This is a genomic window from Nocardioides luteus, assembly GCF_015752315.1.
Taxonomy (GTDB): domain Bacteria; phylum Actinomycetota; class Actinomycetes; order Propionibacteriales; family Nocardioidaceae; genus Nocardioides.
In genome coordinates this window covers 535,560-562,497 of record NZ_JADOVJ010000001.1, presented here as the reverse complement: position 1 = coordinate 562,497, position 26,938 = coordinate 535,560, and the positions used below count along the sequence as shown (strand labels likewise).

28 protein-coding genes are annotated in these 26,938 nt (G+C 69.7%); 11 read left to right on the top strand and 17 right to left on the bottom strand.

The features are described 5' to 3' along the window. Positions 1–10: 10 nt before the first annotated feature. Complete coding sequence (locus HD557_RS02665; protein ID WP_196872730.1) at positions 11–1,759, bottom strand: FAD-dependent oxidoreductase; 1,749 nt, start codon at positions 1,757–1,759, stop codon at positions 11–13. Continuing rightward, positions 1,756–2,217: a nuclear transport factor 2 family protein gene (locus tag HD557_RS02660; RefSeq protein ID WP_231380153.1), complete on the bottom strand. Its 462-nt coding sequence runs from the start codon at positions 2,215–2,217 to the stop codon at positions 1,756–1,758. The genes HD557_RS02665 and HD557_RS02660 overlap by 4 nt, the downstream gene beginning before the upstream one ends. Before the next feature lie 114 nt (positions 2,218–2,331). Between HD557_RS02660 and HD557_RS02655 the strand changes: the two genes are divergently transcribed. Beyond that, the gene (locus HD557_RS02655) at positions 2,332–3,015 is read left to right on the top strand and encodes a GntR family transcriptional regulator (RefSeq protein WP_008360719.1); all 684 of its coding nucleotides are present in this window, start codon (positions 2,332–2,334) and stop codon (positions 3,013–3,015) included. On the opposite strand, the gene poxB is transcribed toward HD557_RS02655, so the two are convergent. Beyond that, on the bottom strand, positions 3,003–4,727 hold the full coding sequence (gene poxB / locus HD557_RS02650; RefSeq protein ID WP_196872729.1) for a ubiquinone-dependent pyruvate dehydrogenase: 1,725 nt from the start codon (positions 4,725–4,727) through the stop codon (positions 3,003–3,005). The two genes, HD557_RS02655 and poxB, sit on opposite strands and share 13 nt — an antisense overlap. Positions 4,728–4,856: 129 nt before the next feature. Between poxB and HD557_RS02645 the strand changes: the two genes are divergently transcribed. Further along, positions 4,857–5,576 carry a helical backbone metal receptor gene (locus tag HD557_RS02645; RefSeq protein WP_196872728.1) on the top strand — a complete coding sequence of 240 codons (720 nt, stop codon included), beginning with the start codon at positions 4,857–4,859 and terminating at the stop codon, positions 5,574–5,576. Here HD557_RS02645 and HD557_RS02640 read toward each other — a convergent pair. Genes HD557_RS02640 through HD557_RS02615 form a run of 6 tightly spaced genes read right to left on the bottom strand, consistent with a single transcriptional unit; the run spans position 5,524 to position 10,637 of the window. Further along, complete coding sequence (locus HD557_RS02640) at positions 5,524–5,895, bottom strand: YrdB family protein (RefSeq protein WP_196872727.1); 372 nt, start codon at positions 5,893–5,895, stop codon at positions 5,524–5,526. The two genes, HD557_RS02645 and HD557_RS02640, sit on opposite strands and share 53 nt — an antisense overlap. 55 nt (positions 5,896–5,950) lie before the next feature. Beyond that, the gene (locus HD557_RS02635; RefSeq protein ID WP_196872726.1) at positions 5,951–6,949 is read right to left on the bottom strand and encodes a cytochrome d ubiquinol oxidase subunit II; all 999 of its coding nucleotides are present in this window, start codon (positions 6,947–6,949) and stop codon (positions 5,951–5,953) included. Then, the gene (locus HD557_RS02630) at positions 6,946–8,328 is read right to left on the bottom strand and encodes a cytochrome ubiquinol oxidase subunit I (RefSeq protein WP_196872725.1); all 1,383 of its coding nucleotides are present in this window, start codon (positions 8,326–8,328) and stop codon (positions 6,946–6,948) included. Before HD557_RS02630 ends, HD557_RS02635 begins: the two co-directional genes overlap by 4 nt. A gap of 55 nt (positions 8,329–8,383) precedes the next feature. Continuing rightward, positions 8,384–9,136 (bottom strand): DinB family protein, encoded by a 753-nt coding sequence (locus HD557_RS02625; protein WP_196872724.1) that lies wholly within the window; start codon positions 9,134–9,136, stop codon positions 8,384–8,386. Positions 9,137–9,181: 45 nt separating this feature from the next. Next, entirely contained in the window at positions 9,182–9,940 is a 759-nt protein-coding gene (locus HD557_RS02620; RefSeq protein WP_196872723.1) for an enoyl-CoA hydratase-related protein, read from the bottom strand. 28 nt (positions 9,941–9,968) lie between these two features. Further along, the gene (locus HD557_RS02615; protein ID WP_196872722.1) at positions 9,969–10,637 is read right to left on the bottom strand and encodes a dihydrofolate reductase family protein; all 669 of its coding nucleotides are present in this window, start codon (positions 10,635–10,637) and stop codon (positions 9,969–9,971) included. A 43-nt stretch (positions 10,638–10,680) separates the two neighbouring features. Here HD557_RS02615 and galE point away from each other — a divergent pair, with 43 nt between their 5' ends. Continuing rightward, entirely contained in the window at positions 10,681–11,658 is a 978-nt protein-coding gene (gene galE / locus HD557_RS02610; RefSeq protein WP_008360706.1) for a UDP-glucose 4-epimerase GalE, read from the top strand. A gap of 121 nt (positions 11,659–11,779) precedes the next feature. Here galE and HD557_RS02605 read toward each other — a convergent pair whose 3' ends face one another. From HD557_RS02605 to HD557_RS02595, 3 genes are all read right to left on the bottom strand, one after another. Next, the gene (locus HD557_RS02605; RefSeq protein ID WP_008360705.1) at positions 11,780–12,331 is read right to left on the bottom strand and encodes a hypothetical protein; all 552 of its coding nucleotides are present in this window, start codon (positions 12,329–12,331) and stop codon (positions 11,780–11,782) included. After that, the gene (locus HD557_RS02600) at positions 12,309–12,752 is read right to left on the bottom strand and encodes a helix-turn-helix domain-containing protein (protein ID WP_008360704.1); all 444 of its coding nucleotides are present in this window, start codon (positions 12,750–12,752) and stop codon (positions 12,309–12,311) included. Before HD557_RS02600 ends, HD557_RS02605 begins: the two co-directional genes overlap by 23 nt. Before the next feature lie 141 nt (positions 12,753–12,893). After that, a complete protein-coding gene (locus HD557_RS02595) occupies positions 12,894–13,850 on the bottom strand; it encodes an asparaginase (RefSeq protein WP_040755936.1) in 957 nt (318 codons plus the stop codon). A 28-nt stretch (positions 13,851–13,878) separates the two neighbouring features. Here HD557_RS02595 and HD557_RS02590 point away from each other — a divergent pair, with 28 nt between their 5' ends. Beyond that, a complete protein-coding gene (locus HD557_RS02590; RefSeq protein WP_008360702.1) occupies positions 13,879–14,814 on the top strand; it encodes a sulfite exporter TauE/SafE family protein in 936 nt (311 codons plus the stop codon). Positions 14,815–14,935: 121 nt separating this feature from the next. Here HD557_RS02590 and HD557_RS02585 read toward each other — a convergent pair whose 3' ends face one another. Both HD557_RS02585 and rfbB read right to left on the bottom strand, forming a co-directional pair. Beyond that, positions 14,936–16,324 carry a sugar nucleotide-binding protein gene (locus tag HD557_RS02585; RefSeq protein WP_196872720.1) on the bottom strand — a complete coding sequence of 463 codons (1,389 nt, stop codon included), beginning with the start codon at positions 16,322–16,324 and terminating at the stop codon, positions 14,936–14,938. Next, positions 16,325–17,323 (bottom strand): dTDP-glucose 4,6-dehydratase, encoded by a 999-nt coding sequence (gene rfbB / locus HD557_RS02580; RefSeq protein WP_196872719.1) that lies wholly within the window; start codon positions 17,321–17,323, stop codon positions 16,325–16,327. A gap of 94 nt (positions 17,324–17,417) precedes the next feature. Between rfbB and rfbA the strand changes: the two genes are divergently transcribed. After that, on the top strand, positions 17,418–18,290 hold the full coding sequence (rfbA, locus tag HD557_RS02575; protein WP_008360697.1) for a glucose-1-phosphate thymidylyltransferase RfbA: 873 nt from the start codon (positions 17,418–17,420) through the stop codon (positions 18,288–18,290). Between the two features lie 65 nt (positions 18,291–18,355). On the opposite strand, the gene HD557_RS02570 is transcribed toward rfbA, so the two are convergent. Together HD557_RS02570 and HD557_RS02565 are read right to left on the bottom strand one after the other, a co-directional pair. Beyond that, positions 18,356–18,727 carry a phosphomannose isomerase type II C-terminal cupin domain gene (locus HD557_RS02570; protein WP_008360694.1) on the bottom strand — a complete coding sequence of 124 codons (372 nt, stop codon included), beginning with the start codon at positions 18,725–18,727 and terminating at the stop codon, positions 18,356–18,358. Between the two features lie 141 nt (positions 18,728–18,868). Beyond that, complete coding sequence (locus HD557_RS02565) at positions 18,869–20,035, bottom strand: nucleotide sugar dehydrogenase (protein WP_196872718.1); 1,167 nt, start codon at positions 20,033–20,035, stop codon at positions 18,869–18,871. A gap of 89 nt (positions 20,036–20,124) precedes the next feature. On the opposite strand from HD557_RS02565, the gene HD557_RS02560 reads away from it, so the two are divergent. From HD557_RS02560 to cysC, 5 genes are all read left to right on the top strand, one after another. Beyond that, positions 20,125–20,412: a type II toxin-antitoxin system Y4mF family antitoxin gene (locus tag HD557_RS02560; protein ID WP_196872717.1), complete on the top strand. Its 288-nt coding sequence runs from the start codon at positions 20,125–20,127 to the stop codon at positions 20,410–20,412. Then, complete coding sequence (locus HD557_RS02555) at positions 20,412–21,263, top strand: HipA N-terminal domain-containing protein (protein WP_196872716.1); 852 nt, start codon at positions 20,412–20,414, stop codon at positions 21,261–21,263. Before HD557_RS02560 ends, HD557_RS02555 begins: the two co-directional genes overlap by 1 nt. 155 nt (positions 21,264–21,418) lie before the next feature. After that, positions 21,419–22,333: a sulfate adenylyltransferase subunit CysD gene (cysD, locus tag HD557_RS02550; protein ID WP_008360685.1), complete on the top strand. Its 915-nt coding sequence runs from the start codon at positions 21,419–21,421 to the stop codon at positions 22,331–22,333. Beyond that, positions 22,333–23,583, top strand: coding sequence for a sulfate adenylyltransferase subunit 1 (locus HD557_RS02545; protein ID WP_008360683.1), 1,251 nt, complete (start codon positions 22,333–22,335; stop codon positions 23,581–23,583). Before cysD ends, HD557_RS02545 begins: the two co-directional genes overlap by 1 nt. Before the next feature lie 111 nt (positions 23,584–23,694). Further along, positions 23,695–24,888 carry an adenylyl-sulfate kinase gene (gene cysC, locus HD557_RS28885; RefSeq protein ID WP_196872715.1) on the top strand — a complete coding sequence of 398 codons (1,194 nt, stop codon included), beginning with the start codon at positions 23,695–23,697 and terminating at the stop codon, positions 24,886–24,888. Positions 24,889–24,897: 9 nt separating this feature from the next. Here cysC and HD557_RS02535 read toward each other — a convergent pair whose 3' ends face one another. Beyond that, the gene (locus tag HD557_RS02535) at positions 24,898–26,049 is read right to left on the bottom strand and encodes an FAD-dependent oxidoreductase (RefSeq protein WP_231380152.1); all 1,152 of its coding nucleotides are present in this window, start codon (positions 26,047–26,049) and stop codon (positions 24,898–24,900) included. Between the two features lie 111 nt (positions 26,050–26,160). Between HD557_RS02535 and HD557_RS02530 the strand changes: the two genes are divergently transcribed. Further along, on the top strand, positions 26,161–26,760 hold the full coding sequence (locus HD557_RS02530; RefSeq protein WP_196872713.1) for a TetR/AcrR family transcriptional regulator: 600 nt from the start codon (positions 26,161–26,163) through the stop codon (positions 26,758–26,760). Positions 26,761–26,938 lie beyond the last annotated feature (178 nt).

Below are 26,938 nucleotides of genomic sequence, written 5' to 3'. Positions count from 1 at the left end.
GTGGAGAGGGTCAGTGGCGGTCGAGGACGGTGCGGAGGGCGCGTTCGAGATCGGCGGCGGGGTCGTCGGTGAGGTCGTGGGCCCGCCAGGCGATGTGCTGGTCGGGGCGGACCAGGATGGCGCCGGCGTCGCCGACCTCGCGCCGAGCCGCCCAGTCCCCGGTGGGGTCGGCGTACTCGCAGCCGGTGCCGATGGGCTTGACGCTGATCCGGAGGCCGAGGTCGGCAGCGACCTTGCCGGCGGCGTCGGCCCAGGGCTCGCCACCGACCCCGGTGAGCAGCGTGAACTCGCCGTGGCCGGCGAGGTCGAGGGTCGAGAGCAGGACGCGGTCCTTCTCGACCCAGGCGTGCGGCAGCCGAGCCCCCGGGTGGGTGGTCGGGTGGTGGTAGAGCTCGGGGTCGCGATCAGGGGCCGGCCACGGCGTGCCGTCATCGAGGACGGCACCGGAGGCGTACCGCTGGTCGAGCTCCACGCCGTGGGCGTTGAACTGATAGTTCTGCAGGCGTACGGCATCGGCGAGCTGCCGGCGCCGCTGCTCCCCCACCGGGCCGGGGGCGCGCAGTCCGTCCAGCGCCCGCTGGCCCTCCTCGGCGCTCTGGCCCGGCTCGAAGCCGAGCGCCTGCGAGATCGGCAGCATGTCCTGCACGCTCTTGAGCGCGCGGTCGACGACCTGCCGGCCCACCGGCTGCCGCTCGTCGTGATAGCTGGTGAGCAGCTCCTCGCCGGCGTCGCCGCGGAGCACCATGGCCAGCTTCCAGGCCAGGTTGTACGCGTCCTGCACCGAGGTGTTGGTGCCCAGCCCGTTGGCGGGCGGGTGACGGTGCGCGGCGTCGCCGGCGAGGAAGGCGCGACCGATCCGGTAGCGCTCGGCGACCAGGTGGTTGATCTGCCACAGGCTGGTCGCCTTGATCCTGATGTCGACGTCGGGGTCGCCGATCGTGGTCCGGGCGCGGGCGACGACGGCTTCCTCGGAGAGGTCGGGCTCGCCCTCGGCGGGGTCGTACATGAAGAGCAGGACCCACTCCGTCCACGGCTTCACGCAGATCCAGGTGCCCGAGCCGACCCAGTAGTCGTTGCCGGGCTGGCACATCCAGTAGAGGGTGCCGGGACGGTAGGCGGTGTAGTCGGTGAGGTCGGCCTCGAGCCACACGTTGGCGGCCGCACCCAGCCCGGCCTCGCCCTCCATCACGAAACCGAGCTGCTCGGCGACGGTCGAGCGCCCGCCGTCGGCACCGACCACGTACTTCGCCCGGATGGTCTCCGTCCGGCCGCTCTCGCGGTGGCGGACCACGGCGGTCACGCCCTCCTCGTCCTGGCTCACCTCGACCAGCTCGGTCGAGAAGCGCAGGTCGGCGCCGAGCCGCTCGGCACCGGTCCGCAGCACCGGCTCGAGGATGTGCTGGGGAACGTTGCACATCGCACTGGGACTGGCCAGGTCGTAGTCGGTGCGGCGCTCGGGCCCGCTGCCCCAGGTGAGCAGGCGGGCGATCTCCGGGTCGGCGAAGCTGGTCGCCCAGACGTTGTTGCCCATCAGCGAGTTGGGGGTGGCGACCTCGCGGACCGCCTCCTCCAGGCCGAGGTCGCGGAAGACCTCCATGGTGCGCTGGTTGGTGATGTGGGCGCGCGGCGAGTGCGCGGTGCCGGCGTACTTCGTCACGGTGACCGCATCGACGCCGTACGCCGCCAGCAGGGCCGCCATGCTCAGGCCCGCAGGTCCGGCACCGACGACCAGGACGTCGGTGGTGATGTCGTACGTCATGACGCCACCGATCCCATCGTCTCGGGCTCCGCTTCGACCAGCCAGGGATAGCGCTCCGTATCGGCGCCGGCGTAGTCCGGATCGAGGTAGACGAACAGCCGGTGGATCCGGCCGTCGCGGATCTCCATCACGTCGCACCAGCGACCCGCATGCGTCACGCCCGCACGGAACGCGGTGCCGTCGGCGGTGGTCCCCGCCGAGGTGCCCTCGACGACGACGGTGTCGCCGACGACCACGTAGTTGAAGTACGCGTAGTCGTGCTTGATCCCACCGAGCAGCGATCCGACCTTGGCGAACGCCTCCCGGACCGCGTCGATCCCGTCGACGATCCCGATCTTCGGGAAGTACAGCTGGATGTGCTCATCGAAGAGCTCGAAGAAGTCCTCGCCGCGGTCGAGCCGCTTCAGGTACTCCAGGGCGAGGGCTCTGCGTGCCTCGTCCGTCATTGCCTCGGCCATGTCCAAACCCCTTTCGGCCACAGGTGACTGTCATCACAGTCTGACCACAGATGTTCGAGGAAACAAGAGATATTCGAAAATCTCTGGATATTCGCATTGTGCTAGGGTGCTCGCATGACGACTCGACCACGGGCCAGCACCGAGGAGGTCTACGCCCGCGTTCGCGCCGACCTGCTCGGCGGCGTCTATGCGCCTGGGGAGCGGCTGAAGTCGACGCCGCTGTGCGAGACGTACGGCGCCAGCGTGAGCGTCATCCGCGAGACCCTCTCCCGGCTCACCGAGCAGGGACTGGTGGAGTCCGAGCCCCGGATCGGCTTCCGGGTGCGGCAGGTGAGCGTCGAGGACCTGCGCCACCTGACCAGTGCTCGCATCGACATCGAGTCGCTCGCGCTCCGCTATGCCATCGAGCGCGGTGACATGAACTGGGAGTCCGAGGTGGTGGCGGCCCACCACCGGATGGAACGTACGCCGATGCTCACCGCCGACGCTCCCCCGCGCGTCTCCGACGAGTGGGAGGTGGCCCACAGCGGCTTCCACGGCGCTCTGCTCGACGGCGCCGGCAATCCCTGGCTGCTGGGCATGGCCACGACGCTGCGCGACGCCGGCGAGTTCTACCGGCGCTGGTCACAGGTCCACGAGCCCGACCGAGACGTCGCCGGGGAGCACCGCGAGATCCTGGAGGCGACCCTCGCCCGGGATGCGGACCGGGCCGTGCGCGCGCTCGCGCAGCACTACCGGCACACGGCCGACATCCTCGAGCGGGCCCTCGCCGAGCGGGACGTCGCTCAGAACAGCTGACGCGCGTTCGCCCTGGCGAGGTCGATCAGCTCGTCGCCGCGTCCGGACAGGACGGTCCGCAGGGCGTACAGGGTGAAGCCCTTGACCTGCTCCGCGGTGACGGTCGGCGGCATCGACAGCTCCTGCCGCTCGGTGACGACGTCGAGGAGCGCCGGACCGTCGTGGGCCAAGATGTCCGCGATCGCCTCGGGGAGGTCCTCCGAGCGCTCGACGCGGCGGGCATAGATGCCCATGGCCTGGGCGACCTGCGCGAAATCGGGGTTGACCAGGTCGGTGCCGTAGTTCACGAACCCGGCCGCCTTCATCTCCAGCTCCACGAAGTTGAGCGAGGAGTTGTTGAACACCACCAGCTTCACCGGCAGCTTGTTCTGGGTGAGGGTGATCAGCTCACCCATCAGCATGGTGAGCCCGCCGTCGCCCGCGAGGGCGACGACCTGGCGATCCGGGTGGGCCGCCTGCGCACCGATCGCGTGCGGGAGCGCGTTGGCCATCGAGCCGTGGGTGAACGACCCGATCAGCCGGCGGCGACCGTTCATCGAGAGGTAGCGGGCCGCCCACACCACGGGCGAGCCGACGTCGGGGATGAAGATGGCATCGTCGTCGGCGGCCTCGTTGATCAGGCGGGCCAGGTACTGCGGATGGATCGGGGCGTTGCGCTTGGAAGGCGTCGCGAGCTCGTCGAGCTTGGTCCGCGTCTCGCGGTAGTGCTCGGTCGACTCCTCTAGGTGGTGGCGGTCGCTCTTGCGCGTGAGCAGCGGGAGGAGGGCCTCGGCGGTGTCCTTCACCGTTCCCACCAGACCGAGGTCGACCGGGTGGCGGCGCCCGAGCTGCTCGCCGCGTACGTCGACCTGGATGGTGGTGGCGTGCTTGGGATAGAACTGCCGGTAGGGGAAGTCGGTGCCCAGCATGAGCAGGGTGTCGGCGCGCTCCATGGCCCGGTAGCCCGAGGCGAAGCCGAGCAGCCCGGTCATCCCGACGTCGAACGGGTTGTCGTACTCGATGAACTCCTTGCCGCGCAGCGCGTGCACGATCGGGGCGCCCAGCCTGTCGGCCAGGGCCACCACCTCGTCGTGCGCGCCGGCGGTGCCGGCGCCGGCGAGGATGGTGACTCGCCGCCCGGCGTTGAGCAGGTCGGCCGCCCGGCTGATCTCGGACTCCGCGGGAAGCACGTGCGAGGTCGTCGGGCGGATGACCGAGGCGCGCTCGACGGGCGACTTCGCCAGGGCGACATCGCCCGGGATCGCGACCACCGCGACGCCCTGCTTCTCGATGGCCGTACGCATGGCGACCTCGAGGACGTGCGGCATCTGGCTCGGGTGCGCGACATACTCGGAGTAGACCGAGGACTCCCGGTAGAGCTCCTGCGGGTGGGTCTCCTGGAAGTAGCCGGTGCCGATCTCGGCGGTGGGGATGTGGGCGGCGATCGCGAGCACGGGCACGCGTGAGCGGTTGGCGTCGTAGAGACCGTTGATCAGGTGGAGGTTGCCGGGGCCGGCGCTGCCGACCACGACGGCGAGCTCTCCGGTCGTCGCGGCATCGGCGGCCGCGGCGAACGCTCCCGCCTCCTCGTGCCTGACGTGCACCCAGGCGATGCGCCCGTCCTTGCGCAGGGCGTCGGTGATCCCGTTGAGCGAGTCACCGGGGACGCCATAGACGCGGCGTACGCCGCTAGCCGCAAGTGTGGCCACGATCTGCTCTGCCACGGTCGACATGATCTCCTCCTCAGGGTCGGACAATCCGAATATCCCTCTGATATTCGAAACTACGGGAGGGGGCCGTCCATTCCTGGACCCGACGCGCGGAGCCCGCCGCAGGCGATGACGTACGCTCGGCATCTCGGCATGCGAAGGGAGTCGTCGGAACCTGTGCGGATCGTCAGTCTCGTCCCTTCGATCACCGAGGCGCTGGCGTCGGTACGCCCCGACGCGGTCGTCGGCGCCACGGACTGGTGCACCCATCCGGCCGAGCTCGAGGTGACCCGCGTCCGCGGCACCAAGAACCCGAACCTCGCCGTGATCCGTGACCTCGAGCCGGACCTGGTGATCGCCAACAAGGAGGAGAACCGCGAGCTCGACGTCCGCCGCCTCCGCGAGGCCGGCATCCGGGTCGAGGTCACCGAGATCGAGACCGTCCCGGCGGCGGTGACGACCTACGAGCGGCTCTTCGACGACGCGCTCGGCTGGGACCGCCCGGACTGGCTCACGGAGGCCCGCCGGCTGTGGTGCGGGCCGCTCCCCCGGGTCAGCCGCCGGGTCGCGGTGCCGATCTGGCGCGACCCGTGGATGGTCGTCGGGTCACGGACGTTCACCGGCGACCTGCTGCGGCGGCTGGGGTGGGAGAACGTCTTCGGTCAGCACGATGACCGCTACCCCCATCTCGACCTGGCCGAGATCGACGCCGCCGGAGCCGATGCGGTGCTGCTCCCCGACGAGCCGTACGTCTTCACCGCCGAGGACGGCCCGGAGGCCTTCACGCGGACGCCGACCGAGCTGGTCAGCGGCCGGCTGATCACCTGGTACGGACCGAGTCTCGTCGAGGCCCATCGGTGGGCAGCCGGCTGATCGCCGGCAGCTGGGCCAGGCCGTTGACGACGACCGAGAAGACCAGCAGGGCGAGCGCCCATCCCGGATGACCGGCGTCGAGGAGCGCCAGCGAGGCGAGCCCGAAGACGATCACCTTCACCACCGGCCGGATCACCGGCCCGCTCCGCGTCGCCTTGGGCGAGGCGAACAGGCCCCAGGCGACCATGGCCGCCACCGGCAGCAGCCAGACCAGCAGCCACCTCGGTTCGTGCTGCCAGCCCCACACCCCGAAGGCGGCCATCGCCAGCAGCTCGTCGATGAACACCAGAGTCAGAACGAACCAACCGAAGACCGCCACGGCGACATCGTAGGGTCGGCCCAGGCGTACGGCGCCTGAATATTGTCGTCGGGGATCACCTGCTCCACCGCTCGGTCTGAGTGAGCCGGAACAGCAGAGCCAGCGGAGGAACCACCACGATCCCGGCGATCGCGACGGCGACCAGCAGCGCCTGCAGGGTCGCCTCGGCCCCGCCCGCATCGGCGAGACGGACCTCGTCGACCAGGAGCCACGGATACTGCCCGACTCCCCAGCCGGAGATCACGGTGGCGACCGCGATCAGGGCCGGCAGCCGGGCGAGGGCGAAGCGACTCTTCCAGAGCAGCCACAAGGTGGCCACCCCGGCCAGGAACGAGCAGATGATCAGCGGCGCGGCCTGTCGCTCCAGCCCGTCGGCCAGCGTGGGCGCATCGATCTCGATCGGGATCAGCGCGATGAAGACGACCAGTCCGGTGGCCAGCCCGACCCCCAGCGTCCGCACCCGGAGAGCCGAGGCCAGGGCGGGCTTTCCGCCACGTACGGCGTCGGCGCAGAGGAACACGCCGGCCAGGAAGGCGCAGGTGCCGACCGCGATGATCCCGCCGAAGACCGAGGTCGGGTTCAGCCAGGACGACCAGCGGTCGCCGTAGCCGTCGGCAGGCACCCGGCCGGAGGCGATCGCCCCGGCGACGGTCCCCAGGAAGAACGGCGTGATGATCGAGGAGGTCGCGAAGACGACACCGAAGGTGCGGGCCTGGGACAGCGTCGCGGAGTACTTCCGGAACGCGAACGAGGCACCACGGAGCACGATGCCGAGCAGCGCCAGCAGCAACGGCACGATCAAGGTCGTCATCACTGCGGCGAACGACTCCGGGAACCCGGTCCACCACACCACCAGGCAGTAGATCAGCCACACGTGGTTCACCTCCCACACCGGCCCGATGCTGTGGTCGATCAGCGTGCGGAGCTCCGCACCCCGCCGCGCCCCACCGGCCGTGAGGTCGAAGAAGCCGGACCCGAAGTCGGCTCCGCCGAACAGCGCGTACGCCAGGACCCCGACGAACAGCGCCGCCGCGACGGCCACCTCCAGACTCATCGGCGGCCGTCCTCCGAGATCGCCGGGCCGTACGGGCTCGGCAGGTCCTCGCCGGCCTCACGCCACCGCCGCGCCATCGAGCGCAGCACCAGGACGGCACCGATCGTCAACAACGTGTAGACCACCAGCATCGTGCCGAAGACCCACCACAGACCCGGGTTGTCACCGGCGGCGTCGATGGTGCGCATGATGTCGTAGACGACCCACGGCTGGCGCCCGACCTCGGTGGCGACCCAGCCGGACTCGAGCGCGACCACGGCCAGCGGCCCGGCGGCGACGGCGAACCAGCAGAACCATCGGGTCTCGAGCAGGTCGCGACCACGCCAGCGCAGCAGCCAGTAGCCGATGACGGCCAGCATCAGCAGCGATCCGATGCCGATCATCGTCTGGAACGCGAGATGGGTGATGTTGACCGGCGGGACGTCGGAGGCCGGGAAGGTGTCGAGCCCGCGCACGGGCAGGTCGAAGCTGCCGCGGGCGATGAAGGAGCCCCAGTTGGGGATCTCGATGAAGTAGCGCGGTTCGCCGTCGATCATCAGCCCGCCCAGGCGCAGCGGCGCCGGCTGCTCGGTGGTCTCGGCGAGCTCGAAGGCGGCCAGCTTCGCCGGCTGCGTCTCGCCGAGGCGGATGCCGAGGACGTGGCCGACGACGGGCTGGAGCACGGCCGCCACCGAGGCGAAGACGAACGGCACCGTGAAGCCGAGCCGGTGATGGCGGTCGCGCCGTCCGCGCAGGGCACCGGCGGCGTAGACCGCCGCGACCACGAAGCCCGCCACCATGAACGCGGCCAGCCACATGTGCAGGAACTGCAGCAGCGCGCCCTGGTTGAACATCGCCTTCCACGGTTCGACGTCGACAACGTTGCCCGCGGCGTCGATCCGGAAGCCGGTGGGCATGTTCATCCAGGCGTTGACCGAGATCACGCAGAAGGTGCCGAAGATCCCGGCGGCGGCCATCGGAAGCAGGCAGAGCAGGTGCAGGCGCGGCGACATCCGTCCCCAGCCGTAGAGGTAGAGGCCGAGGAAGATCGCCTCGGTGAAGAACGAGAGCCCCTCGAACGCGAACGGCAACCCGAGGACGTCGCCGAACTTCTCCATCAGCCCCGGCCAGAGCAGCCCCATCTCGAAGCTGAGCACGGTGCCGGAGACCGCGCCGATCGCGAAGAGCACCGCGGAGACCTTCGCCCACCGTTTCGCCAGGGTGAGCGCCACCTCGTTGCCACGGAGGCCGAGGAGGTGGACGACGAAGATCATGCTCGGGAAGGCGACGCCGAAGCAGGCCAGGATGATGTGCCACCCGAGCGAGAAGGCCATCTGCTGTCGCGCCGGTAGGAGCCCGGCGGGCTCCTCGGCAGCAAGCGCAAGCGCTTCGGCGATCACGGTCCGAGCCTAAGCACACCGAACCAAACGGTCACCAACGGCGGGGGCGACGGCCTCAGTCGCGCGAGGTGAGAACCGCCAGGTCACGTACGGCATAGCGGTGGTGCTCGGCCTCCTCGTTCAGGACGACCTTGAGGCAGCGACGTACGGAGAACTCCGCGTCGGTGTAGCCGCCGACCGGGCGCCGTCGGCAGAGCCGGTCGAGATCCTCGTCGGTGACACCCGCGACGTAGCCACGGATCGTCGCCATCCGCGCGGCCCGGGCCGCCAGCACCTCGTCGAAGCCCGCCTCGACGCTGGTGTCGATCCCGGTGCCTTCGTCAGACCCCGCCGGACCGTAGCCGAGCGGATGGTAGGGCGAGTCCTCCTCGAGCACACAGTTGCCGAACCACTTGTCACTGGCGAAGAGCAGGTGTCGCAGCGTCTCCACGAACGACCACTCGTCGTCGACGCGCTCGCGCCGCTTGTCCTCGGGCATCGCCCGGACCCGCTCGATCGTCGCTGCCCACTCCGTCTCGAGCAGATTCCAGACCGAGCGGATCTCGTCGGCCGTCTCCGCCTCGCGCGCGAGCCGGCGTGACGGGTGGACGCGGTCGAGCTCGGACTGGACGTACGCCGTCACGTCGACGTCGTTGACCACGACCCGCCCGAAGTCGCCGCCGAGATAGACGTCGCGACCCCAGCAGTCGACGATCTTCAGCCGCTCCTCGAACCAGCAGTCCCGGATCTCCAGACCACTGAGATCGCTCTGCGTGATCAGCGCTCGGCGGAACTGGTCGGTCTCGGCGTACGTCTGCTCGGAGGGCATACGCCATCGTCGGCCGCCCCGACCCAGCCGTCAACGGAGTTAGGCCTAGCGGAAAGCTGGCTTCTCCTTGGCCAGGAACGCGCGCACGCCCTCCTTGAAGTCCGCGCCGGTGTAGACCTCGCGCAGCAGGTCCTCGTCGCCTTCCGGCGAGGCCTCGGTGCGGGCGGCGTACGCAGCGAGCTGGCTCTTGGTGGCCCGGACGGTGACGCCGGAGAGCGCCAGGATGCCCTCGACCATCGCGTCGACCTCCTCGGCCAGCGAGTCCGTGACGGCGGTGAGCGCCCCGGTGGCGTAGGCACGGTCGGCGTTGATCAGCCGGGCGGCGAGGAGCATCTCCCGCACGATCGGCTCGCCGAAGACCGCTGCCGCGCGGTAGACGATGGAGGCCGCGAGCGCGTTGCCGAGCGTCTTCGCGATCGGGTAGCCGAAGCGCGAGTGTGGCGTCGCGACCCGCAGGTCGCAGTGGGTCGCGACCGCGAGCCCGCCACCGACGCAGACCCCGTCGACCGCGGCGATGGTGACCTGCGGGAGGGCGAAGAGCTTCTCGAGCAGCGAGCGGATCCAGTCCTCGTAGTCCACGGCGTCGCGGGAGAGGAAGTCGGAGATCTCGTTGCCGGCGGCGAACGCCCGCCCACCCGTGCCGGTCAGCACCAGCACCTTCACCGACTCGTCCCGCGCGAGCTCGTCGCACAGCTCGTGCAGCGCACCGTACATCTCCGCGGTGAAGGCGTTGTGCTTCTGCGGCCGGTTGAAGGTCACCTGCACGACGCCGGGGCGTCGCTCCACTACCAAGTCCTCGCTCACGGGAACCGAGCGTAGGGCACCTCAGCAGTCAGAGCAGCCAGCGTCCGAGCAGTGTGCCGTCCTGCTCGATGAGGGACGCGAGGGACACCGGTACGTCCGTGGGCGGCCCGGTCACGATCCGCCTGCCGTCGCCGCCGAGCAGCTTGGGCGTGATCGTGTGGCAGAGCTCGTCGACCAGCCCCGCCTCGAGCAGCGAGCCGAGGAGGCTCGGCCCGCCCTCGCAGAGCACGTGACTCAGACCCTCCTCGTGCAGGCGGGTGCGGAGGGCGGACAGGTCGACCTCGGAGGTGCCGACGACGTAGACGTTCTCCTCGCCGATCTCGTCGCGCGCGGCGTCCAGGCCGGGTGCCTCCGCGACCGTAGCGAGCCGAACCGCGCCGGGATCGCATGCGCGGAGGGCGTCGGGCACCCGGCCACGACGGGAGACGACGACGATCGGCGTGCCCTTGGCCGTGTAGGTCTCGGCGACGGCTGTCCCCGCCCCGACCAGGACCACGTCGGCGAGCTCGCGCAGCACGTGGAAGACGTCGACGTCGACGGCGTTGTTGACCGTGCCGGACCGGCCGTCGGAGCCGGTCGCCGCGCCGTCCAGGGAGCTGACCATGTTGACCCGCAGCCACGGCAGGCGGGGAGGCGTGTAGATGGCCCGCAGGCCTTCGGGGGTCGTCGGGTCACCGTCACCGTGCAGCAGGATCACCCTGCCAACGTTAGGCGCTGGGACCTGCCGCTATCTTCTTCGCATGAGTTGGTTGGTTACCGGAGGCGCGGGCTACATCGGATCGCATGTCGTGCAGGCGCTGCTCGACGCAGGCATGGAGCCGGTCGTCCTCGACGACCTGTCCTCCGGGTTCGCGAAGTTCGTGCCCGACAACGTCACGTTCGTCGAGGCGACGCTGCTGGACAAGGCGGCGATCGAGCAGGCGATCACCGACAACGGGGTCGAGGGCGTCATCCACCTCGCCGGCTACAAGTACGCAGGGGTCTCGGTGCAGCGGCCGCTGCACACGTACGCCCAGAACGTGACCGGCACCGCCAACCTCCTCGAGGCGATGGTGGCGACCGGTGTCGACAAGCTGGTCTTCTCCTCCTCCGCCGCGACCTTCGGCACCCCCGACGTCGACCTGGTCACCGAGACCACGCCGACCAACCCGGAGAGCCCCTACGGCGAGTCGAAGCTGATCGGCGAGTGGTTGATCGCCGACGTGGCGCGTGCCGAGGGGCTCGCGCACACGTCGCTGCGCTACTTCAACGTCGTCGGCTCCGGCAGCAAGGACCTCTACGACACCAGCCCCCACAACCTCTTCCCGCTCGTCTTCGACGCGCTGGCCAAGGGCAAGACGCCGCAGATCAACGGTGACGACTACCCGACCCCCGACGGCACCTGCGTACGCGACTACGTGCACGTCGCCGACCTCGCCCACTCCCACGTCGTGGCCGCCAAGCGGCTCGCCTCGGGTGCGGATCTGGAGGCCGTCTACAACCTGGGCTCCGGCGACGGCTCCTCGGTGCGACAGATCATGGACGCCATCCGCGAGGTGACCGGCATCGACTTCGAGCCGGTGATCAAGCCGCGCCGTGCCGGCGACCCCGCCCGCATCGTCGCCACCGGCGAGCTCGCCCGGCGCGACCTCGAGTGGGAGATGCGCCACGACCTGCGCTCCATGGTCGCCACGGCCTGGGAGGCCCGTCAGGCGGCTGGGGCCGACTACCCGAGCTGACCTCGGGCCGGATGCTCACCGAGATAACTCGGTCAGCACCCACTCCCTTCGCGGAACTCCACGAAATCAGCGACGGCTCACCGAGTCACCTCGGTGAGCCGTCGGGCTTTCAGAGCCAGGATCAGGCCTTCTTGGCAGCCGTCTTCTTGGCCGGAGCCTTCTTGGCGGGAGCCGGCTTCTCGGCCGGAGCGGCCTCGGCCTTCGGGGCCTCGGCCTCGGGTGCCTCGGCCTTGGGGGCCTCCACCGGGGCCTCGACGGCCTCGGACTTCTTGAACTTCGCGACGAAGGTCTCACCGCGGGTGGCGAGCTTGTCGTAGGTGCCGGTGGCGGAGCCGGTGGTCTCGTCGAGCTTGGCCTTGACGGTGGTCTTCAGCTTCTCGGGAAGGACGGTGTACTGCTCCTTGGCCAGGGCCGGGAGGGTCTTCGGGTCGAAGCCGGTCACGGTCGACTTGGCGGCGGTCGCCTTCTCGGTCGCCTGGGTGCGGTAGGCGGTGGCCTTCTCGGTCGCCTTGGCGCGGGCGTCGGTCAGCTTGGTGGTCGCCTCGGAGCGGTAGCCGTCGACCTTCTTCTGCAGGTCGGTGGCGAAGTCCTTGACGGTCTCGTAGGCGAGGTCGGCAACACCGGCGACGGCGTTGAGCGGCTTGGTGGTCTCAATCTTGGGCAGCGTGGGCATCTGGGTTCTCCTCGTGATGGGGTGCTTCGTCGGTTTCATCGGCGGCCGGCGCATCGTCGGTGACACGACTGTTGAGAGCAAGGAACGAGTGGTAGACGTCGAGCAGCGAGTGCTTCTGCCGCTCGGTCAGACTCGGGTCGGCGAGGACCGCGAGCTCCACGGACCCTCCGACGTTGGAGTCAGGGCTGAGGATCCCGGCACGGACGTAGACCTGCTCCGCCGAGATCCGCAGCGCCTTGGCGATCTGCTGGAGGACCTCAGCCGATGGCTTGCGCAGACCACGCTCGATCTGGCTGAGGTAGGGGTTGGACACGCCTGCTTGGTCGGCGAGCTGACGCAGAGACATCTCGGCAGAGATCCTCTGTTCCTTCAGATACTCGCCGAGCGTGCCGACCGCACTCGTGACCTTGCTCTTGACCATGGCTCCAGTGTGCTAACAATTGCTAGCAAACACAAGCCCTGAGCAACCGAAGTGACACACATCACCCACTAGTTGCTGCGTCAACCGGCGGAAACGCGCTGGAAACATGTGCCGCGGCCTCGCTAGCAGGCCGCTAGCAACTCACAGCAGCGCCCGGATCTCCCCCACCGGGCGGCCGCCGCCGAGGACCGGCGCGACCCCCGTCGCGCGCAGGGCGTCGGCGTCGACCCCGTCCAGGTCACCGACCCCGTCGCGCAGCAGGGCGGCGGCCATCACGACCGCACGCGCCCGGTCGCCACCGTCGTCGGCCTTCAGCGCCCAGGCACGACCGTCGGGCAGCGCGACCGCATAGACCGCCTCGGCACCCAGCTTGCCGATCAGCCCCGGTACGGCCCTGTGCAGCGCCACCTCGTCGCGGGTGGTGCCCGAGACGTACTCCGGGTGGGACCGCATCGCCTCGGCGACCCGCGCGCCCGGCCCGTCGACCGCCGAGGCGATGGTCGAGAACGCCCGCGCGAGCCCGGTCAGCGACGTCGTCAGCGCCGGTGCGCCGCAACCGTCGACCGTGACGTACGCAGCCTCGCCGGTGCACGCCTCGAGCACCTCCTGGATCCCCTCCTGGAGGGGGTGCTTGGGGTCCAGGTAGTCCTCGATCGGCCAGCCGGCGGCGACGCAGGTGGCGAGCATCGCGGCGTGCTTGCCGGAGCAGTTCATCGCCAGGCGGCTCTTCGCCTCGCCGCGACGGAGCGCCTCCTCCCGCGCCTCCACGCCGAACGGGTAGTCCTCGATGTTGCCGAGCGCGGACTCGTCGAGGCCGACGGTGGCGAGAATGCGGCGTACGCCTTCCTGGTGGAACGCCTCACCCGAGTGGGAGGCGCAGGCGAGGGCGAGCAGGTCGGGCGGCAGGTCGAGGCCGAGGATCACCATCGCGAGGGCCTGCACCGGTTTGTTCGAGGAGCGCGGGAGTATCGGGGAGTCGACGTCGCCGATCGACCACCCCACGCTGCCGTCGGCCGCCAGGGAGACGGCGGATCCGTAGTGGTGTCCCTCGACGAAGTCGGAGCGGACGATCTCGGCGAACGGCACGGGTGCTGGCATGGGGGCGAGACTATGTGAGAGTTGCCCCGTGTTTGCCGACCTCCTCACCCAAGACGCGTTCAGCGTGCTCGTGGTCAGCTTCGGCATCGGCATCGTCGTCGGGCTGACCGGCATGGGCGGTGGCGCCCTGATGACGCCGGCGCTGATCTTCCTCGGGGTGCCCCCGACGACCGCGGTCGCCAACGACCTTGTCGCCGCCTCGGTCAACAAGTCGGTCGGCGCCGCGGTGCACTGGCGCCACGGCTCGCCCAACATCCGGCTGGCGACCTACCTGATCATCGGCTCGGTGCCGTGCGCGTTCCTGGGCACCTTCGTCCACAAGCTGGCGCCCGGCGACACCGACCACTTCCTCAAGCTCGTCCTCGGCGGGGCCCTGCTGTTCGCGGCGGCGTCCTACATGTTCCGGATGTACCTGCAGCTGCGTCTGGTCACCGGCGGCAACGAGGCTCCCGAGGAAGATCCCCGCCTGAAGCCCCTTCTCACCGTCGTCATCGGCGCGCTCGGCGGCCTCCTGGTCGGCATCACCTCGGTCGGCTCCGGCTCGGTCATCATGATCGCGCTGCTGCTGGTCTACCCGACGCTCTCGGCGGTCAAGCTCGTCGGCACCGACCTGCTCCAGGCGGTGCCGCTCGTGCTCGCCGCCGCGATCGGCCAGGTGATCAACCACGGCGTCGACTGGGCGGTGCTGATCCCGCTCATCCTCGGCGGCACCCCCGGCACCTTCCTCGGCTCCCGGATGGCGCGCTGGGTCTCCCAGTCGGTCATCCGGCGCGGCATCGTCATCATGCTGACGCTCTCCGGCGCCAAGATGCTCGGCGCCGACGCCACCTTCCTGCTGCTCCTCGGTGGCGCGATGCTGCTCCTCGGCCCGCTCCTGTGGGGCTTCATCCGGCAGTCGCGCGGCCTGGCGCCCTTCGACAACAACGCCGCCGCCTGGCGGCTCCCGGAGCGCGTCGAGAAGTAGCCCCGCCGAGTCGGCGCGTCTGTCTCACCACACGTCATCGAGTCGGCGCGTCTGCCTCGCACGTCGGGACAGATGCGCCGAGTCGGCGTGTTGTGACGGGACAGATGCGCCGAGTCGGCGGTCAGGCCTTCAGGTAGCGGCGCAGGGCGTCGAGGTGGTCCTCGGGCTCGAAGCCGGTGGCGGTGAGCTTGTCGAGGGACATCACCGAGTTGAGCGGCCGCGGGGCGACGCCGTCCTTGCCGGCGAAGTAGGCCTCGGTCGAGGTCGCACCCACGTCGGCCGCGTCACGCCCGGACAGCGAGAACACCTCGGCGGCGATGTCGCGCCACGAGCACGGCTCGCCGGCGTTGGTGCAGTTGTAGACCCCGTACGCAGCCCCGGACCGCAGCAGGTGAGCGGTGGCCGCGGCGAGCGTGTCGGTGAAGGTGAGCCGGCCGATCTGGTCGTCGACCACGGTGGGCGAGACGCCCTTCTCGGCGAGAGCCGCCATGGTGCGTACGAAGTTCTTGCCGTCGCCGACGACCCAGGAGGTACGCAGGATGTAGTGGCGCGGGGTGCCGGCGACGGCGATGTCGCCGGCCGCCTTGGACTGGGCGTAGACGCCGAGCGGCGAGACGGGCTCGTCCTCGGTGTGCTCGGTGGCGGTGCCGTCGAAGACGTACTCGGTCGAGTAGTGGACCAGGGTCAGCCGGTGCTCGGTCGCGACCCGGGCGAGCAGCGCCGGAGCGGTCGCGTTGGCCGCCCAGGCGGTGCGCCGGCCGTCGGGGGTCTCGGCGACGTCGACGGCGGTGTAGGCGGCGGCGTTGAGGATGAGCTGGTAGTCGGCCCACGGCCAGGCCGCGACCGCCTTTTCGTCGGAGATGTCCAGCTCGTCGAGGTCGACCGCGTCGGCCTCCGGGAAGACCGCGGTCAACGCGCGGCCGAGCTGGCCGTTGGCCCCGATGACGAGTGTCTTCTTCGGCTTCATCGGGGTGATCTCGGCCAGACGCGGGTTGGCCCGGTCCTTCTCGGAGATCTCGGCTTCGTCGGAGTCCAGCGGGATCGGCCACCGGATCGCCGCCGTCTCGTCCCCCAGATGGAGCGCCGGGTAGGCGTGCCCCGGACGCCAGTGGTCGTTGACCAGGTAGGAGTAGACGGTGCGGTCCTCCAGCGCCTGATAGGAGTTGCCGACCCCACGCGGCACGAAGACCGCGGTCTCCGGACCGATCTCGACCGAGAAGGTCGTCCCGAACGACGAACCCTCGCGCATGTCGACCCACGCCGCGAAGACCCGACCGCACGCCACCGAGACGAACTTGTCCCACGGCTCGGTGTGGATGCCACGGGTCGCACCGCGGGAGGCGTTGAACGACATGTTGTTCTGCACCGGCCCGAAGTCGGGCAGCCCGAGCGCGATCATCTTCTCGCGCTGCCAGTTCTCCTTGAACCAGCCGCGGGCGTCTCCGTGCACGGGCAGATGGACGACCAGCAGACCCGGGATCGGCGTCTGCTCAACGGCGAGGTCGGACATTCACTGCCCCTTCGCGGCGTACTTGGCTTCGGTCTCGTGCTTGAGCGGCGACCACCAGGCCTCGTTCTCCTGGTACCAGGCGATCGTCGCAGCCAGACCCTTGTCGAAGTCCTGGTACTTCGGCTCCCAGCCGAGCTCGCTGCGCAGCTTGCCGGACTCGATGGCGTAGCGACGGTCGTGGCCGGCGCGGTCGGTGACCCACTCGATGTCGTCCTCGGGCTTGCCGAAGTGGCGCAAGATGGCGCGGACGACGTCGACGTTGGACTTCTCGCCGTCGGCGCCGATCAGGTAGGTCTGCCCGATCCGGCCCTTCTCCAGGATCGTCCAGACGGCCGAGGAGTGGTCGTCGGTGTGGATCCAGTCGCGGACGTTGAGCCCGTCGCCGTAGACGCGCGGCCGGCGGCCCTCGATCACCTCGGTGATCTGACGCGGGATGAACTTCTCGACGTGCTGCCAGGGGCCGTAGTTGTTGGAGCAGTTGGAGATCGTCGCGCGCACGCCGAAGGAGCGCACCCAGGCGCGGACGAGGTGGTCGGAGCCGGCCTTGGTGGCCGAGTAGGGCGAGGACGGCTGGTAGGGCGTGTCCTCGGTGAACCGCTTGGGGTCGTCGAGGTCGAGGTCGCCGTAGACCTCGTCGGTGGAGACGTGGTGGAACCGCACATCGTGGCGACGGACGGCCTCGAGGAGCACGAAGGTGCCGACGATGTTGGTCTGGACGAACGGAGCCGGGTCGGAGAGCGAGTTGTCGTTGTGCGACTCGGCCGCGTAATGCACCACCGCGTCCGACTCCGCGACCAGCGGCTCGACCACCGCGGCGTCGGCGATGTCGCCGACCACCAGCTTCACCCGGTCCTCCGGGAGCCCGGCGAGCGACGCCTCAGAAGAGGCATAGGTCAGCTTGTCGAGCACCGTCACGTACGCATCGGTGTTGGCCACGAGGTGGTGCACGAAGTTGGAGCCGATGAACCCGGCACCGCCTGTCACAAGAATCCGTCTCACCGGTTCATCGTAGGCAGAATTAACCACCCGGTGGTCGCCTCGCCCCGGTGGGTTCCCTAGAACGTGGGGTGAACATCCGTAGGATCAAGTGACCATGAAGGGCATCATCCTTGCCGGAGGCACCGGCTCACGTCTGCACCCGATCACTCTTGCGATCAGCAAGCAGCTGATGCCGATCTATGACAAGCCGATGATCTACTACCCGCTGACCACGCTGATGCTGGCCGGGATCCGGGACATCCTGGTGATCACGACGCCTCACGAGGCCTCCGGCTTCCACCGGCTCCTGGGTGACGGCAGCCACCTCGGCGTCAACATCAGCTACGCCGAGCAGCCCTCCCCCGACGGCCTCGCCCAGGCGTTCACGATCGGCGCCGACGTCGGCTTCCTCGACGAGTCCGAGGACGGCGTCGGCCTCGTCCTGGGCGACAACATCTTCTACGGCCCCGGCCTCGGCACCCAGCTGGCCCGCTTCAAGACCATCCACGGCGGCGCCGTCTTCGGCTACCGCGTCGCCGACCCGCGGGCCTACGGCGTCGTCGAGTTCGACGAGTCCTTCAAGGCGGTCTCGCTCGAGGAGAAGCCCGAGAAGCCGAAGAGCCCGTACGCCGTCCCCGGCCTCTACTTCTACGACAACTCGGTCGTCGAGCACGCCCGCAACCTGCGGCCGTCCGCGCGCGGCGAGCTCGAGATCACCGACCTCAACCGGATCTACCTGGAGGCCGGCACCCTCTCGGTCGAGGTGCTGCCCCGCGGCACCGCCTGGCTCGACACCGGCACCCTCGAGGACCTCAACGAGGCCGCCAACTTCATCCGCGCCATCGAGCACCGCCAGGGCACCAAGATCGGCGCTCCCGAAGAGGTCGCCTGGCGCCAGGGCTGGCTCTCCGACGAGGAGCTCTCCGAGCTCGCCCAGCCGCTGCTGAAGAGCGGCTACGGGAAGTACCTGCTCGGTCTGCTGGCCTGACCTCCGCCTCAGATAAAAGACGTACGCGGCGGGGCACTGCCCCGCCGCGTACGTCTTTCGTGGTCTCAGGCCGTCGCGGTCTTCTCCGCCTCGGCCCGGCCGAAGTCGTCCTCGAGCCGGACGATGTCGTCCTCGCCGGTGTAGCCACCGCGCTGGACCTCGATGATCGAGAGGGGCTCGTCGGTCTCGTTGCAGATGCGGTGGGCCTGGCCGACGCCGACGTCGACGGACTCACCGGGGCCGGCGATGGTGGTCACGCCGTCGATGATGCAGGTCGCCTTGCCGTAGATGACCACCCAGTGCTCGGAGCGGTGGGTGTGGGTCTGGTAGGAGAGGCGGCTGTTGGGCAGCACCTCGATCCGCTTCACCTTGTAACCCGGACCGATGTCGATGACATGCCACGAACCCCAGGGGCGGGTCTCGGAGTCACCAGCCATGATGTTGCCTCATTCCTAGACACTGAGCAGAAGACGCGACCATAACTGTACGCATTCGCGCACGGTTCATTGCGAGCCGATGTTCACCGGTCCGTTACCCGCAGGTCGCCCACGGGAGCAGTTCTCCGCCGCCGGAGCGGCTCAGTCGCGCCCGTAGATGTCGCGCGTGTAGACCTTGTCGGCGACGTCGGCGAGCACGTCGGTGCGCCGGTTGGCGATGATCACGTCGGCGCGCTGCTTGAACTCGTCGAGGTCCTTGATGATCTCGGAGTGGAAGAACTCCGGCTCGTCGAGCTCGGGCTCGTAGATGACCACCTCGACGCCCTTGGCCTTGATCCGCTTCATCACACCCTGGATCGAGGACTCGCGGAAGTTGTCCGAGCCGGACTTCATGATCAGCCGGTAGACGCCGACGACCTGGGGCTCACGGCGCAGGATGTCGGTCGCGACGAAGTCCTTGCGGGTGGTGTTGGCCTCGACGATCGCCGAGATGAGGTTCTGCGGGACGTCCTGGTAGTTGGCCTGCAGCTGCTTGGTGTCCTTCGGCAGGCAGTAGCCGCCGTAGCCGAAGCTCGGGTTGTTGTAGTGCGAGCCGATCCGCGGGTCCAGGCCGACGCCCTCGATGATCTGGGTCGTGTTGAGGCCGTGGGTGGCGGCGTAGGTGTCGAGCTCGTTGAAGTAGGCGACCCGCAGCGCCAGGTAGGTGTTGGCGAAGAGCTTGATCGCCTCGGCCTCGGTGGCGCCGGTCATCAGCACCGGTACGTCGGGCTCGAGCGAGCCCTCGAGCAGCAGCTCGGCGAAGCCCTTCGCGGCCGCGGAGTCGTCGCCGACGACGATGCGGGAGGGGTGCAGGTTGTCGTGGAGCGCCTTGCCCTCGCGGAGGAACTCGGGACTGAAGAAGAGGGTCGCCTCGGGGTGCTGCTCGCGCTTGGCCGCGATGTAGCCGACCGGGATGGTCGACTTCACCACGATCGCCGCCTCGGGCGCGTAGGTCACCGCGTCGGCGATCACGCCGTCGACGCTGGAGGTGTCGAAGTAGTTCGTGGCCTCGTCGTAGTTCGTCGGGGTGGCGACGATGACGTAGGCGGCGTCCGCGTAGGCGTCCTCCTTGTCGAGGGTCGCGCGCAGGCTGAGCTCCTTGGTGGCCAGGAAGCTGGTGATCTCGGCGTCCTCGATCGGCGTCCTGGCCGCGTTGACCAGGTCGACCCGCTCCTGGGAGATGTCCAGGACGACGACCTCGTGCTTCTGCGCGAGCAGAACGGCGAGCGACATCCCGACGTAGCCCACGCCGACAACGGTGATCTTCATGTTCGGACTGTAAGCATCGGTTCGAGGCGGGCCACAGCTGGTTTCGCCATCCATGTTCCCGTACGGGAACATCGTCTAAAGTGTTCACCGTGCCGTCGCCGTACCTGACCTCACCGGCCGCCTTCGGGTCGGCCGTGCGCGCAGCCCGGCGCCGCGCGGGCCTCACCCAGGGAGACCTGGCCCACCGCGCCGGCGTCGGCCGGCGGTTCGTGGTCGACGTCGAGTCCGGCCACCCGCGCGCCGAGCTCGGCAAGGCCCTCGCGCTGCTGGAGGTCCTCGACGTCTACCTCGCCCCCACGCAGCTCTCCCCGATCGCCCCGCCGCTGGAGGACGTGGACCTCGACGCCGTCCTCGCCCACTGCCTCGTGAACCCCTGATGCGAGAGCTGTACGCCTTCGCCGGCCGCCGCCGGATCGGCACCTTCCGCCAGACCGGCGAGCAGATCGACTTCACCTACGCCGAGTCCGCCGGCCCGACGCCCATCTCGCTCTCCCTCCCGCGCACCGGCCCGGCCCTGTCGCCGGGAGCCGCCCGCGCCTGGCTCGACAACCTGCTCCCGGCCCACGAGGACGTACGCCGCCGATGGGCGCGCGAGCGAGGGCTGCCGGACACCGAGCCGATGACGCTGCTCGCCTCCTACGGCGACGACCTCGCGGGCGCGGTCTCCCTCTCGGCCGACCCGGACCTGCCCTGGCGCCGGGCGCCGCATCCCGTCGAGGCGCCGCTGCCCGAGATCGCGACCCGGCTCGCGGCGCTGCGCAACCAGCCCACCTCGTGGCTCGACCAGCGGGCCCGGCCACGGTTCTCCCTCGGTGGTCACCAGGGGAAGTTCGCGCTGCGACGGGCCTCGGGGAAGTGGTTCTGGCCGACGTACGAGCATCCCTCGACGCACATCCTGCGCCCGACGACGCCCGAGGAGGCCACGGGGCTGATCGAGAACCTGGCCCGGGCCCGCTCGGCCGGGATCCCCGCCACCCGCACCGAGCTGGTCAGCTTCGGCGCACAGCCCGCGCTCGTCGCGGAGCGCTGGGACCGCCTCGGCGGCCGGCGCATCCATGCCGAGACGCTCCGGCAGGCGCTGGGGCTCCGACCGGACGAGGACCCGGACCCCGGCGGCGTACGCGAGCTGTTCCTCCGTCTCGGGCTGAGCCAGGAGCCGGTCGACGACATCGACCGGGTCGCCTTCCTGCTGGCCGGGGACCGGGTCGCGGTGGCGCCGCGGCGCTGACGCATCTCACCGTGCGGGTGGTGTCCCCTGGTGGACACCCGCTGCTGCGTACACTCGGATTCCAGCCCACGCGGGGATGGGACATTTCGCCGTGCCGTGGAAGCCGCCACTAGCATGGGCGCCTCAACCTGACGGAGAGGTCCTCTGGTTCCGTAATGACTGCAACACACGCCGACTACCGGCTCAGCCAGCTCGACCAGCTGGAAGCCGAGTCGATCCACATCTTCCGCGAGGCCGCGGCAGAGTTCGAGAAGCCTGTCCTGATGTTCTCGGGCGGCAAGGACAGCATCGTGATGCTGCGACTTGCGGAGAAGGCTTTCTTCCCTGCCAAGATCCCGTTCCCGGTCCTCCAGATCGACAACGGCCTCGACTTCCCCGAGGTCGCCGAGACCCGTGACCGCTGGGTCAGCCGCCTGGGCGTACGCCTGGTGATAGCGAGCATCGATGACGCCATCGCGCGCGGCATCGTCGTCGACGACGGCAAGACCTCGCGCAACCGCCTGCAGACCCCCACGCTGCTGAACGCGATCGAGGAGAACGGCTTCACCGCCGCCTTCGGTGGCGGTCGCCGCGACGAGGAGAAGGCCCGCGCCAAGGAGCGCGTCTACTCCCACCGCGACGAGTTCGGCCAGTGGGACCCGAAGAACCAGCGCCCCGAGCTCTGGTCGCTCTACAACGGCCGCCTCCACGAGGGCGAGCACATGCGGGTCTTCCCGATCTCCAACTGGACCGAGCTGGACATCTGGGACTACATCGGCCGCGAGGGCATCGAGATCCCGTCGGTCTACTTCGCCCACCAGCGCCGGGTCTTCGAGCGCGACGGCATGCTGCTCACCGAGACCCCGCTCAACCCGCTCCGGGAGGGCGAGGTCGTCACCGAGCGCACCGTCCGCTACCGCACCTGCGGCGACATGACCCTGACCGGCTGCGTCGAGTCGACCGCCTCCACCATCCCCGAGATCATCGAGGAGGTCGCCGCCGCCCGGGTCACCGAGCGTGGTGCGACCCGCGGTGACGACCGGTTCTCCGAGGCCGCCATGGAGGACCGCAAGAAGGAAGGTTACTTCTGATGGCCATGGACCTCCTGCGGTTCGCCACCGCCGGCTCGGTCGACGACGGCAAGTCCACCCTCATCGGGCGGCTGCTGTTCGACTCGAAGTCGATCTTCACCGACCAGCTGGAATCGGTCGAGAAGACCTCGCAGGACAAGGGCCACGGCTACGTGGACCTCTCGCTGCTGACCGACGGGCTGCGCTCCGAGCGCGAGCAGGGCATCACCATCGACGTGGCCTACCGCTACTTCGCGACGCCCAACCGCAAGTTCATCATCGCCGACACCCCCGGCCACGTGCAGTACACGCGCAACATGGTCACCGGTGCCTCCACCGCCGACCTCGGCCTGGTGCTGGTCGACGCCCGTCACGGCCTCACCGAGCAGTCGCGCCGCCACGCGGTGCTGCTCTCGCTGCTGCGCGTGCCCCACCTGGTCCTGTGCATCAACAAGATGGACCTCGTGGACTACTCCGAGGAGGTCTACAAGAAGATCTCCGCCGAGTTCACCGCGTTCGCGACCAAGCTCAACATCCCCGACCTCGAGGTCATCCCGATCTCGGCGCTCCAGGGTGACAACGTGGTGCAGCGCTCCGAGAACATGTCGTGGTACTCCGGGCCCACGCTCATGCACCACCTCGAGCACGTCCACGTCGCCTCCGACCGCGACCTGGTCGACGTACGCCTCCCGGTGCAGTACGTCATCCGGCCGAAGTCCGACGACCACCACGACTACCGCGGCTACGCGGGCCAGGTCGCCGGTGGCGTGCTCAAGCCGGGCGACGAGGTCATGGTGCTTCCCTCGGGCATGACGTCGAAGATCGCCGGGATCGACCTGTTCGACCAGGAGATCCCCGAGGCGTTCCCGCCGATGTCGGTGACGGTCCGCCTCGAGGACGACGTCGACGTGAGCCGTGGCGACATGATCTCGCGGGTCAAGAACGCCCCGGAGCCGAGCCAGGACATCGACGCGATGATCTGCTGGATGACCACCGCTCCGCTGCGTCCGCGGCAGAAGCTGGCCATCAAGCACACCTCCAACTCGGCGCGTGCGCTGGTCAAGGACATCCAGTACCGCCTCGACGTCAACTCGCTGCACCGTGACCTGGAGACCAAGGAGCTCGGCCTCAACGAGATCGGCCGCGTCCAGCTGCGCACCACCAAGCCGCTGCTGTGCGACCCCTACTCGAAGAACCGCACCACCGGCTCCTTCATCCTCATCGACGAGGCGACCGGCGTCACCGTCGGCGCGGGCATGATCAACGACTAGCGAGCGTTCAGCGAGACACGAGTCGGCGCGTTTGCATCGCCGTCTTTCGAGCGAAGCGAGAAAGCAAGGTGCGAACGCGCCGACTCGTGGTGAGCCCCATAAGGTTGCCCCGTGCCAGTGCCGCAGTTCTCCCCGTCCCCGCGCGAGCTCGACGACATCGAGCTGATCGTCTCCGGCGCCCTCCCGGGTCCGCTGAACGCCCCCGGGTCCCCGCTGACCCTCGCCCTGCCGTCCGCGGTCGCGTCGGCCGCTGCCGAGGACGGCTCCGTCGAGATCGTCGACCCCGAGGGTCTCCCGCTGGCACGCGTGACCTGGCCCGCCGGCGAGGTCACCGGCCTCTCCTCCCCCGCCTACGGCCCGTTCCGGCGGCTCTACCTCACCCCTGAGCAGACCCGGGAGGCGTACGCCGGGCGGACGGTCGTCCCGGTCACCGACGCACTGACCACCGCCGAGATCGCCGAGCTCGCGGAGCTCGGGCCGGTGCTGCTGCTCGCCCTCGTCGGGCACGGCACCCCCGCGCTCTCCCCCGTCGCGCTGCTGCGCGCGTCGCTGCTGGCCGCGGAGACCCTGCCCGACGCTGCCGTCGTCGCGGTGCCGCTGGCTGCTCACGACGACCCCGAGGCCGACCATGCCCTCGGCGTGGCGGTCGTGGCTGCGTACGCGGGTGGGGACGGGGTGCACGCGCTCGCTTCTCCGGCGTCCGACGACTACCCCGACGCCATCGCCGCGGTCATCGACGCCGACCAGCCCGCTCCCGAGGACCAGGGCCTGGTCATCTTCTTCACCGGCCTGTCCGGCTCCGGCAAGTCCACCCTCGCCCGTGCGCTGATGGATCGGATCCTCGAGCAGGGCGCCCGCACGGTCACCTCCCTCGACGGCGACGTCGTGCGCCGCAACCTCTCCGCCGGGCTGACCTTCTCCAAGGAGGACCGGGAGACCAACATCCGCCGGATCGGCTGGGTGGCCGCCGAGATCTCCCGCCACGGCGGGCTCGCGGTCTGCTCCCCGATCGCGCCCTTCGACTCGACCCGCCAGGACGTACGCGGCTTCGTCGCCGACGCCGGCGGCGCCTTCTTCCTGGTGCACGTGGCCACGCCGCTGGAGGAGTGCGAGCGGCGCGACCGCAAGGGCCTCTACGCCAAGGCCCGACGCGGCGAGATCCCGGAGTTCACCGGGATCTCTTCTCCCTACGAGGAGCCGGCCGACGCCGACGTACGTGTCGACACCACCGGCCGCTCGATCGACGAGGCCCTGGAGGACGTCATCGCCGGCCTGCGCGAGGCCGGCTACCTCGACCTCGCCTGAGTCCTTCGCTCAGCGGTCGCGGTAGACCAGCCCGGACAGGCGCCAGGCGAGCATCCGGCGGAAGCGCGGGAGCCGCGCGAGCGTGGACAGCACCAGGTTCCGTACGCTCCGCCGAACTCCCTGCGCGATGCCGAACCGGGTCAGGCGGTCGGAGAGCTCGATGACCTCCTGGGCGACCGGCCGGCAACGGGACGCGTAGTCGTCGAGCGCGGCCTCGTCTCCCTTGGTGATCGCGGCGACGAGAGCGTCGCCGAGCACGACCGCGTCCTGGAGGCCGGTGTTCATGCCCTGGCCGCCGGCCGGGCTGTGCACGTGGGCGGCGTCGCCGGCGATCAGCACCCGTCCGGCACGGTAGGTGTCGGCGACGCGGTGGTGGACCCGGAACCGAGAGCCCCACACCACCTCGGTGACCGTGGCCGGGCTCGTGATCCCGCCGCGTCGGTCGAGGAGGCCCTGGACGTAGTCGACGTCGGGCTCCTCCGGGGCCTCGGCGACCGGAGCGACGAACCGGAACGAGCCGTCGGGCAGGGGCGCGGAGACCAGGGTGCCCTCGGGCGAGAAGTAGAGGATGACCTCGTCGTGCGGCAGGTCGCCCTCGACGCGGACGTCGGCGAGACTGAACGACTCGGCGTACTTCCCTCCCGGGAAGCCGATCCCGGCCCTGTCGCGCACGGTGGAGTGCATGCCGTCGGCGCCGACGAGGTAGAGGGCACGGATCTCCGTGCCGTCCTCGGTGGTGGCGGTGACGCCGGTGTCGTCCTGGACGAGGTCGACCAGGGTGAGCGGCCGGCGTACGTGACCGCCGAGCTCGGTGAGGCGCTCCAGCAGGACGCGCTCGGTGACGGCCTGGGAGACCATCAGGGCGTAGGGGAACTCGCTGGGCAGGTCGTCGAAGCGGATCGGGACCAGGACCTTGTCGCGGTCGCGGATGGTGAAGCGCGGCGCCTCGATGCCTTCCTCGACCAGGCGCGCGGAGACGCCGAGGTCGGCGAGGACCTCCAGCGTGCGGGCATGGACCACCGCGGCCCGGGAGGTGTTGTCGCCCGCGGCCTGGTTGTCGATGACGGTGACGTCGATACCGGCCGCGGCCAGCGTGGCCGCCACCGCCAGCCCGGTGGGGCCGGCGCCGGCGACGAGGACATCAGTGGTGATGGTGGACATGATGCTCTCCTTGGTCTGGTTGATGGTCAACACGTGTTGGCCAACCGATGTTGACCAAGGTAGCGCGGCGTCGCGATTGACGTCAACAGGCGTTGGCCTACAATTGTTGGCATGACCGATACGCGCCGCTCCGGGGCCGAGAGCCGAGAACGCATCCTCGCCGTCGCGCGCGAGCACTTCGCGCGACAGGGTTACGACCGCACCACCATCCGCGCGATCGCATCAGAGGCACGGATCGACCCCTCGATGGTGATGCGCTACTTCGGCAGCAAGGAGGAGCTCTTCACCGCCGCCGCAGCGATCGATCTGGCGCTGCCCGACCTCACCAAGATCCCCGTCGAGGAGGTCGGCCGGACGCTGGTCGCCCATTTCGTACGCACGTGGGACTCCGACGGCACCCTGATGGCGCTCCTGCGCCGCGCCGCCTCGGACCCAGCCGCCGCGGAGCAGATGCGGAGCATCTTCGCCGCACAGGTCGCCCGTGCCGTGGCCCCCGTGTGCCCCGACCCGTCCCAGGTGCCGCACCGCGCCGCGCTCGCCGCCTCGCAGCTCCTGGGCATCGCACTGGGCCGCTACGTACTCGTGCTTCCGCCCATCGTCGACATGGACACCGACGAGATCGTCGAGTGGGTCGCGCCGACGATCGACCGCTACCTCACCGCCGAGTCAGCACGAACTGACCAAGATCCGGGCCGAGCCGGCTCGTCATGACGCGCCGGCTCGGCCCGGACCCCGCTCAGAACAAGCCGACTCGGCGCATCTGCCCCACAAACTCCCGCCGAGTCGGCGCGAATGTCCCGCAGGAGCACGCCGAGTCGGCGCATGTGTCCCACCCGGGAGAGCGTCCGCAGCGGAGCCCGGGACAGATGCGCCGACTCAGCGGCTTGAA

What these genes read in the sequence shown, in the direction of transcription:
- HD557_RS02595 (WP_040755936.1), bottom strand. Translation starts at nt 13,850, where the DNA reads ATGCCAGCACCCGTGCCGTTCGCCGAGATCGTCCGCTCCGACTTCGTC.
- cysD (WP_008360685.1), top strand. Translation starts at nt 21,419, where the DNA reads ATGACTGCAACACACGCCGACTACCGGCTCAGCCAGCTCGACCAGCTG.
- HD557_RS02665 (WP_196872730.1), bottom strand. Translation starts at nt 1,759, where the DNA reads ATGACGTACGACATCACCACCGACGTCCTGGTCGTCGGTGCCGGACCT.
- HD557_RS02655 (WP_008360719.1), top strand. Translation starts at nt 2,332, where the DNA reads ATGACGACTCGACCACGGGCCAGCACCGAGGAGGTCTACGCCCGCGTT.
- galE (WP_008360706.1), top strand. Translation starts at nt 10,681, where the DNA reads ATGAGTTGGTTGGTTACCGGAGGCGCGGGCTACATCGGATCGCATGTC.
- HD557_RS02600 (WP_008360704.1), bottom strand. Translation starts at nt 12,752, where the DNA reads ATGGTCAAGAGCAAGGTCACGAGTGCGGTCGGCACGCTCGGCGAGTAT.
- HD557_RS02605 (WP_008360705.1), bottom strand. Translation starts at nt 12,331, where the DNA reads ATGCCCACGCTGCCCAAGATTGAGACCACCAAGCCGCTCAACGCCGTC.
- HD557_RS02555 (WP_196872716.1), top strand. Translation starts at nt 20,412, where the DNA reads ATGCGAGAGCTGTACGCCTTCGCCGGCCGCCGCCGGATCGGCACCTTC.
- HD557_RS02645 (WP_196872728.1), top strand. Translation starts at nt 4,857, where the DNA reads ATGCGAAGGGAGTCGTCGGAACCTGTGCGGATCGTCAGTCTCGTCCCT.
- HD557_RS02570 (WP_008360694.1), bottom strand. Translation starts at nt 18,727, where the DNA reads ATGGCTGGTGACTCCGAGACCCGCCCCTGGGGTTCGTGGCATGTCATC.
- HD557_RS02625 (WP_196872724.1), bottom strand. Translation starts at nt 9,136, where the DNA reads ATGCCCTCCGAGCAGACGTACGCCGAGACCGACCAGTTCCGCCGAGCG.
- HD557_RS02530 (WP_196872713.1), top strand. Translation starts at nt 26,161, where the DNA reads ATGACCGATACGCGCCGCTCCGGGGCCGAGAGCCGAGAACGCATCCTC.
- HD557_RS02535 (WP_231380152.1), bottom strand. Translation starts at nt 26,049, where the DNA reads ATGTCCACCATCACCACTGATGTCCTCGTCGCCGGCGCCGGCCCCACC.
- HD557_RS02660 (WP_231380153.1), bottom strand. Translation starts at nt 2,217, where the DNA reads ATGGCCGAGGCAATGACGGACGAGGCACGCAGAGCCCTCGCCCTGGAG.
- HD557_RS02635 (WP_196872726.1), bottom strand. Translation starts at nt 6,949, where the DNA reads ATGAGTCTGGAGGTGGCCGTCGCGGCGGCGCTGTTCGTCGGGGTCCTG.
- HD557_RS02545 (WP_008360683.1), top strand. Translation starts at nt 22,333, where the DNA reads ATGGCCATGGACCTCCTGCGGTTCGCCACCGCCGGCTCGGTCGACGAC.
- poxB (WP_196872729.1), bottom strand. Translation starts at nt 4,727, where the DNA reads ATGTCGACCGTGGCAGAGCAGATCGTGGCCACACTTGCGGCTAGCGGC.
- HD557_RS02565 (WP_196872718.1), bottom strand. Translation starts at nt 20,035, where the DNA reads ATGAAGATCACCGTTGTCGGCGTGGGCTACGTCGGGATGTCGCTCGCC.
- rfbA (WP_008360697.1), top strand. Translation starts at nt 17,418, where the DNA reads ATGAAGGGCATCATCCTTGCCGGAGGCACCGGCTCACGTCTGCACCCG.
- HD557_RS02585 (WP_196872720.1), bottom strand. Translation starts at nt 16,324, where the DNA reads ATGTCCGACCTCGCCGTTGAGCAGACGCCGATCCCGGGTCTGCTGGTC.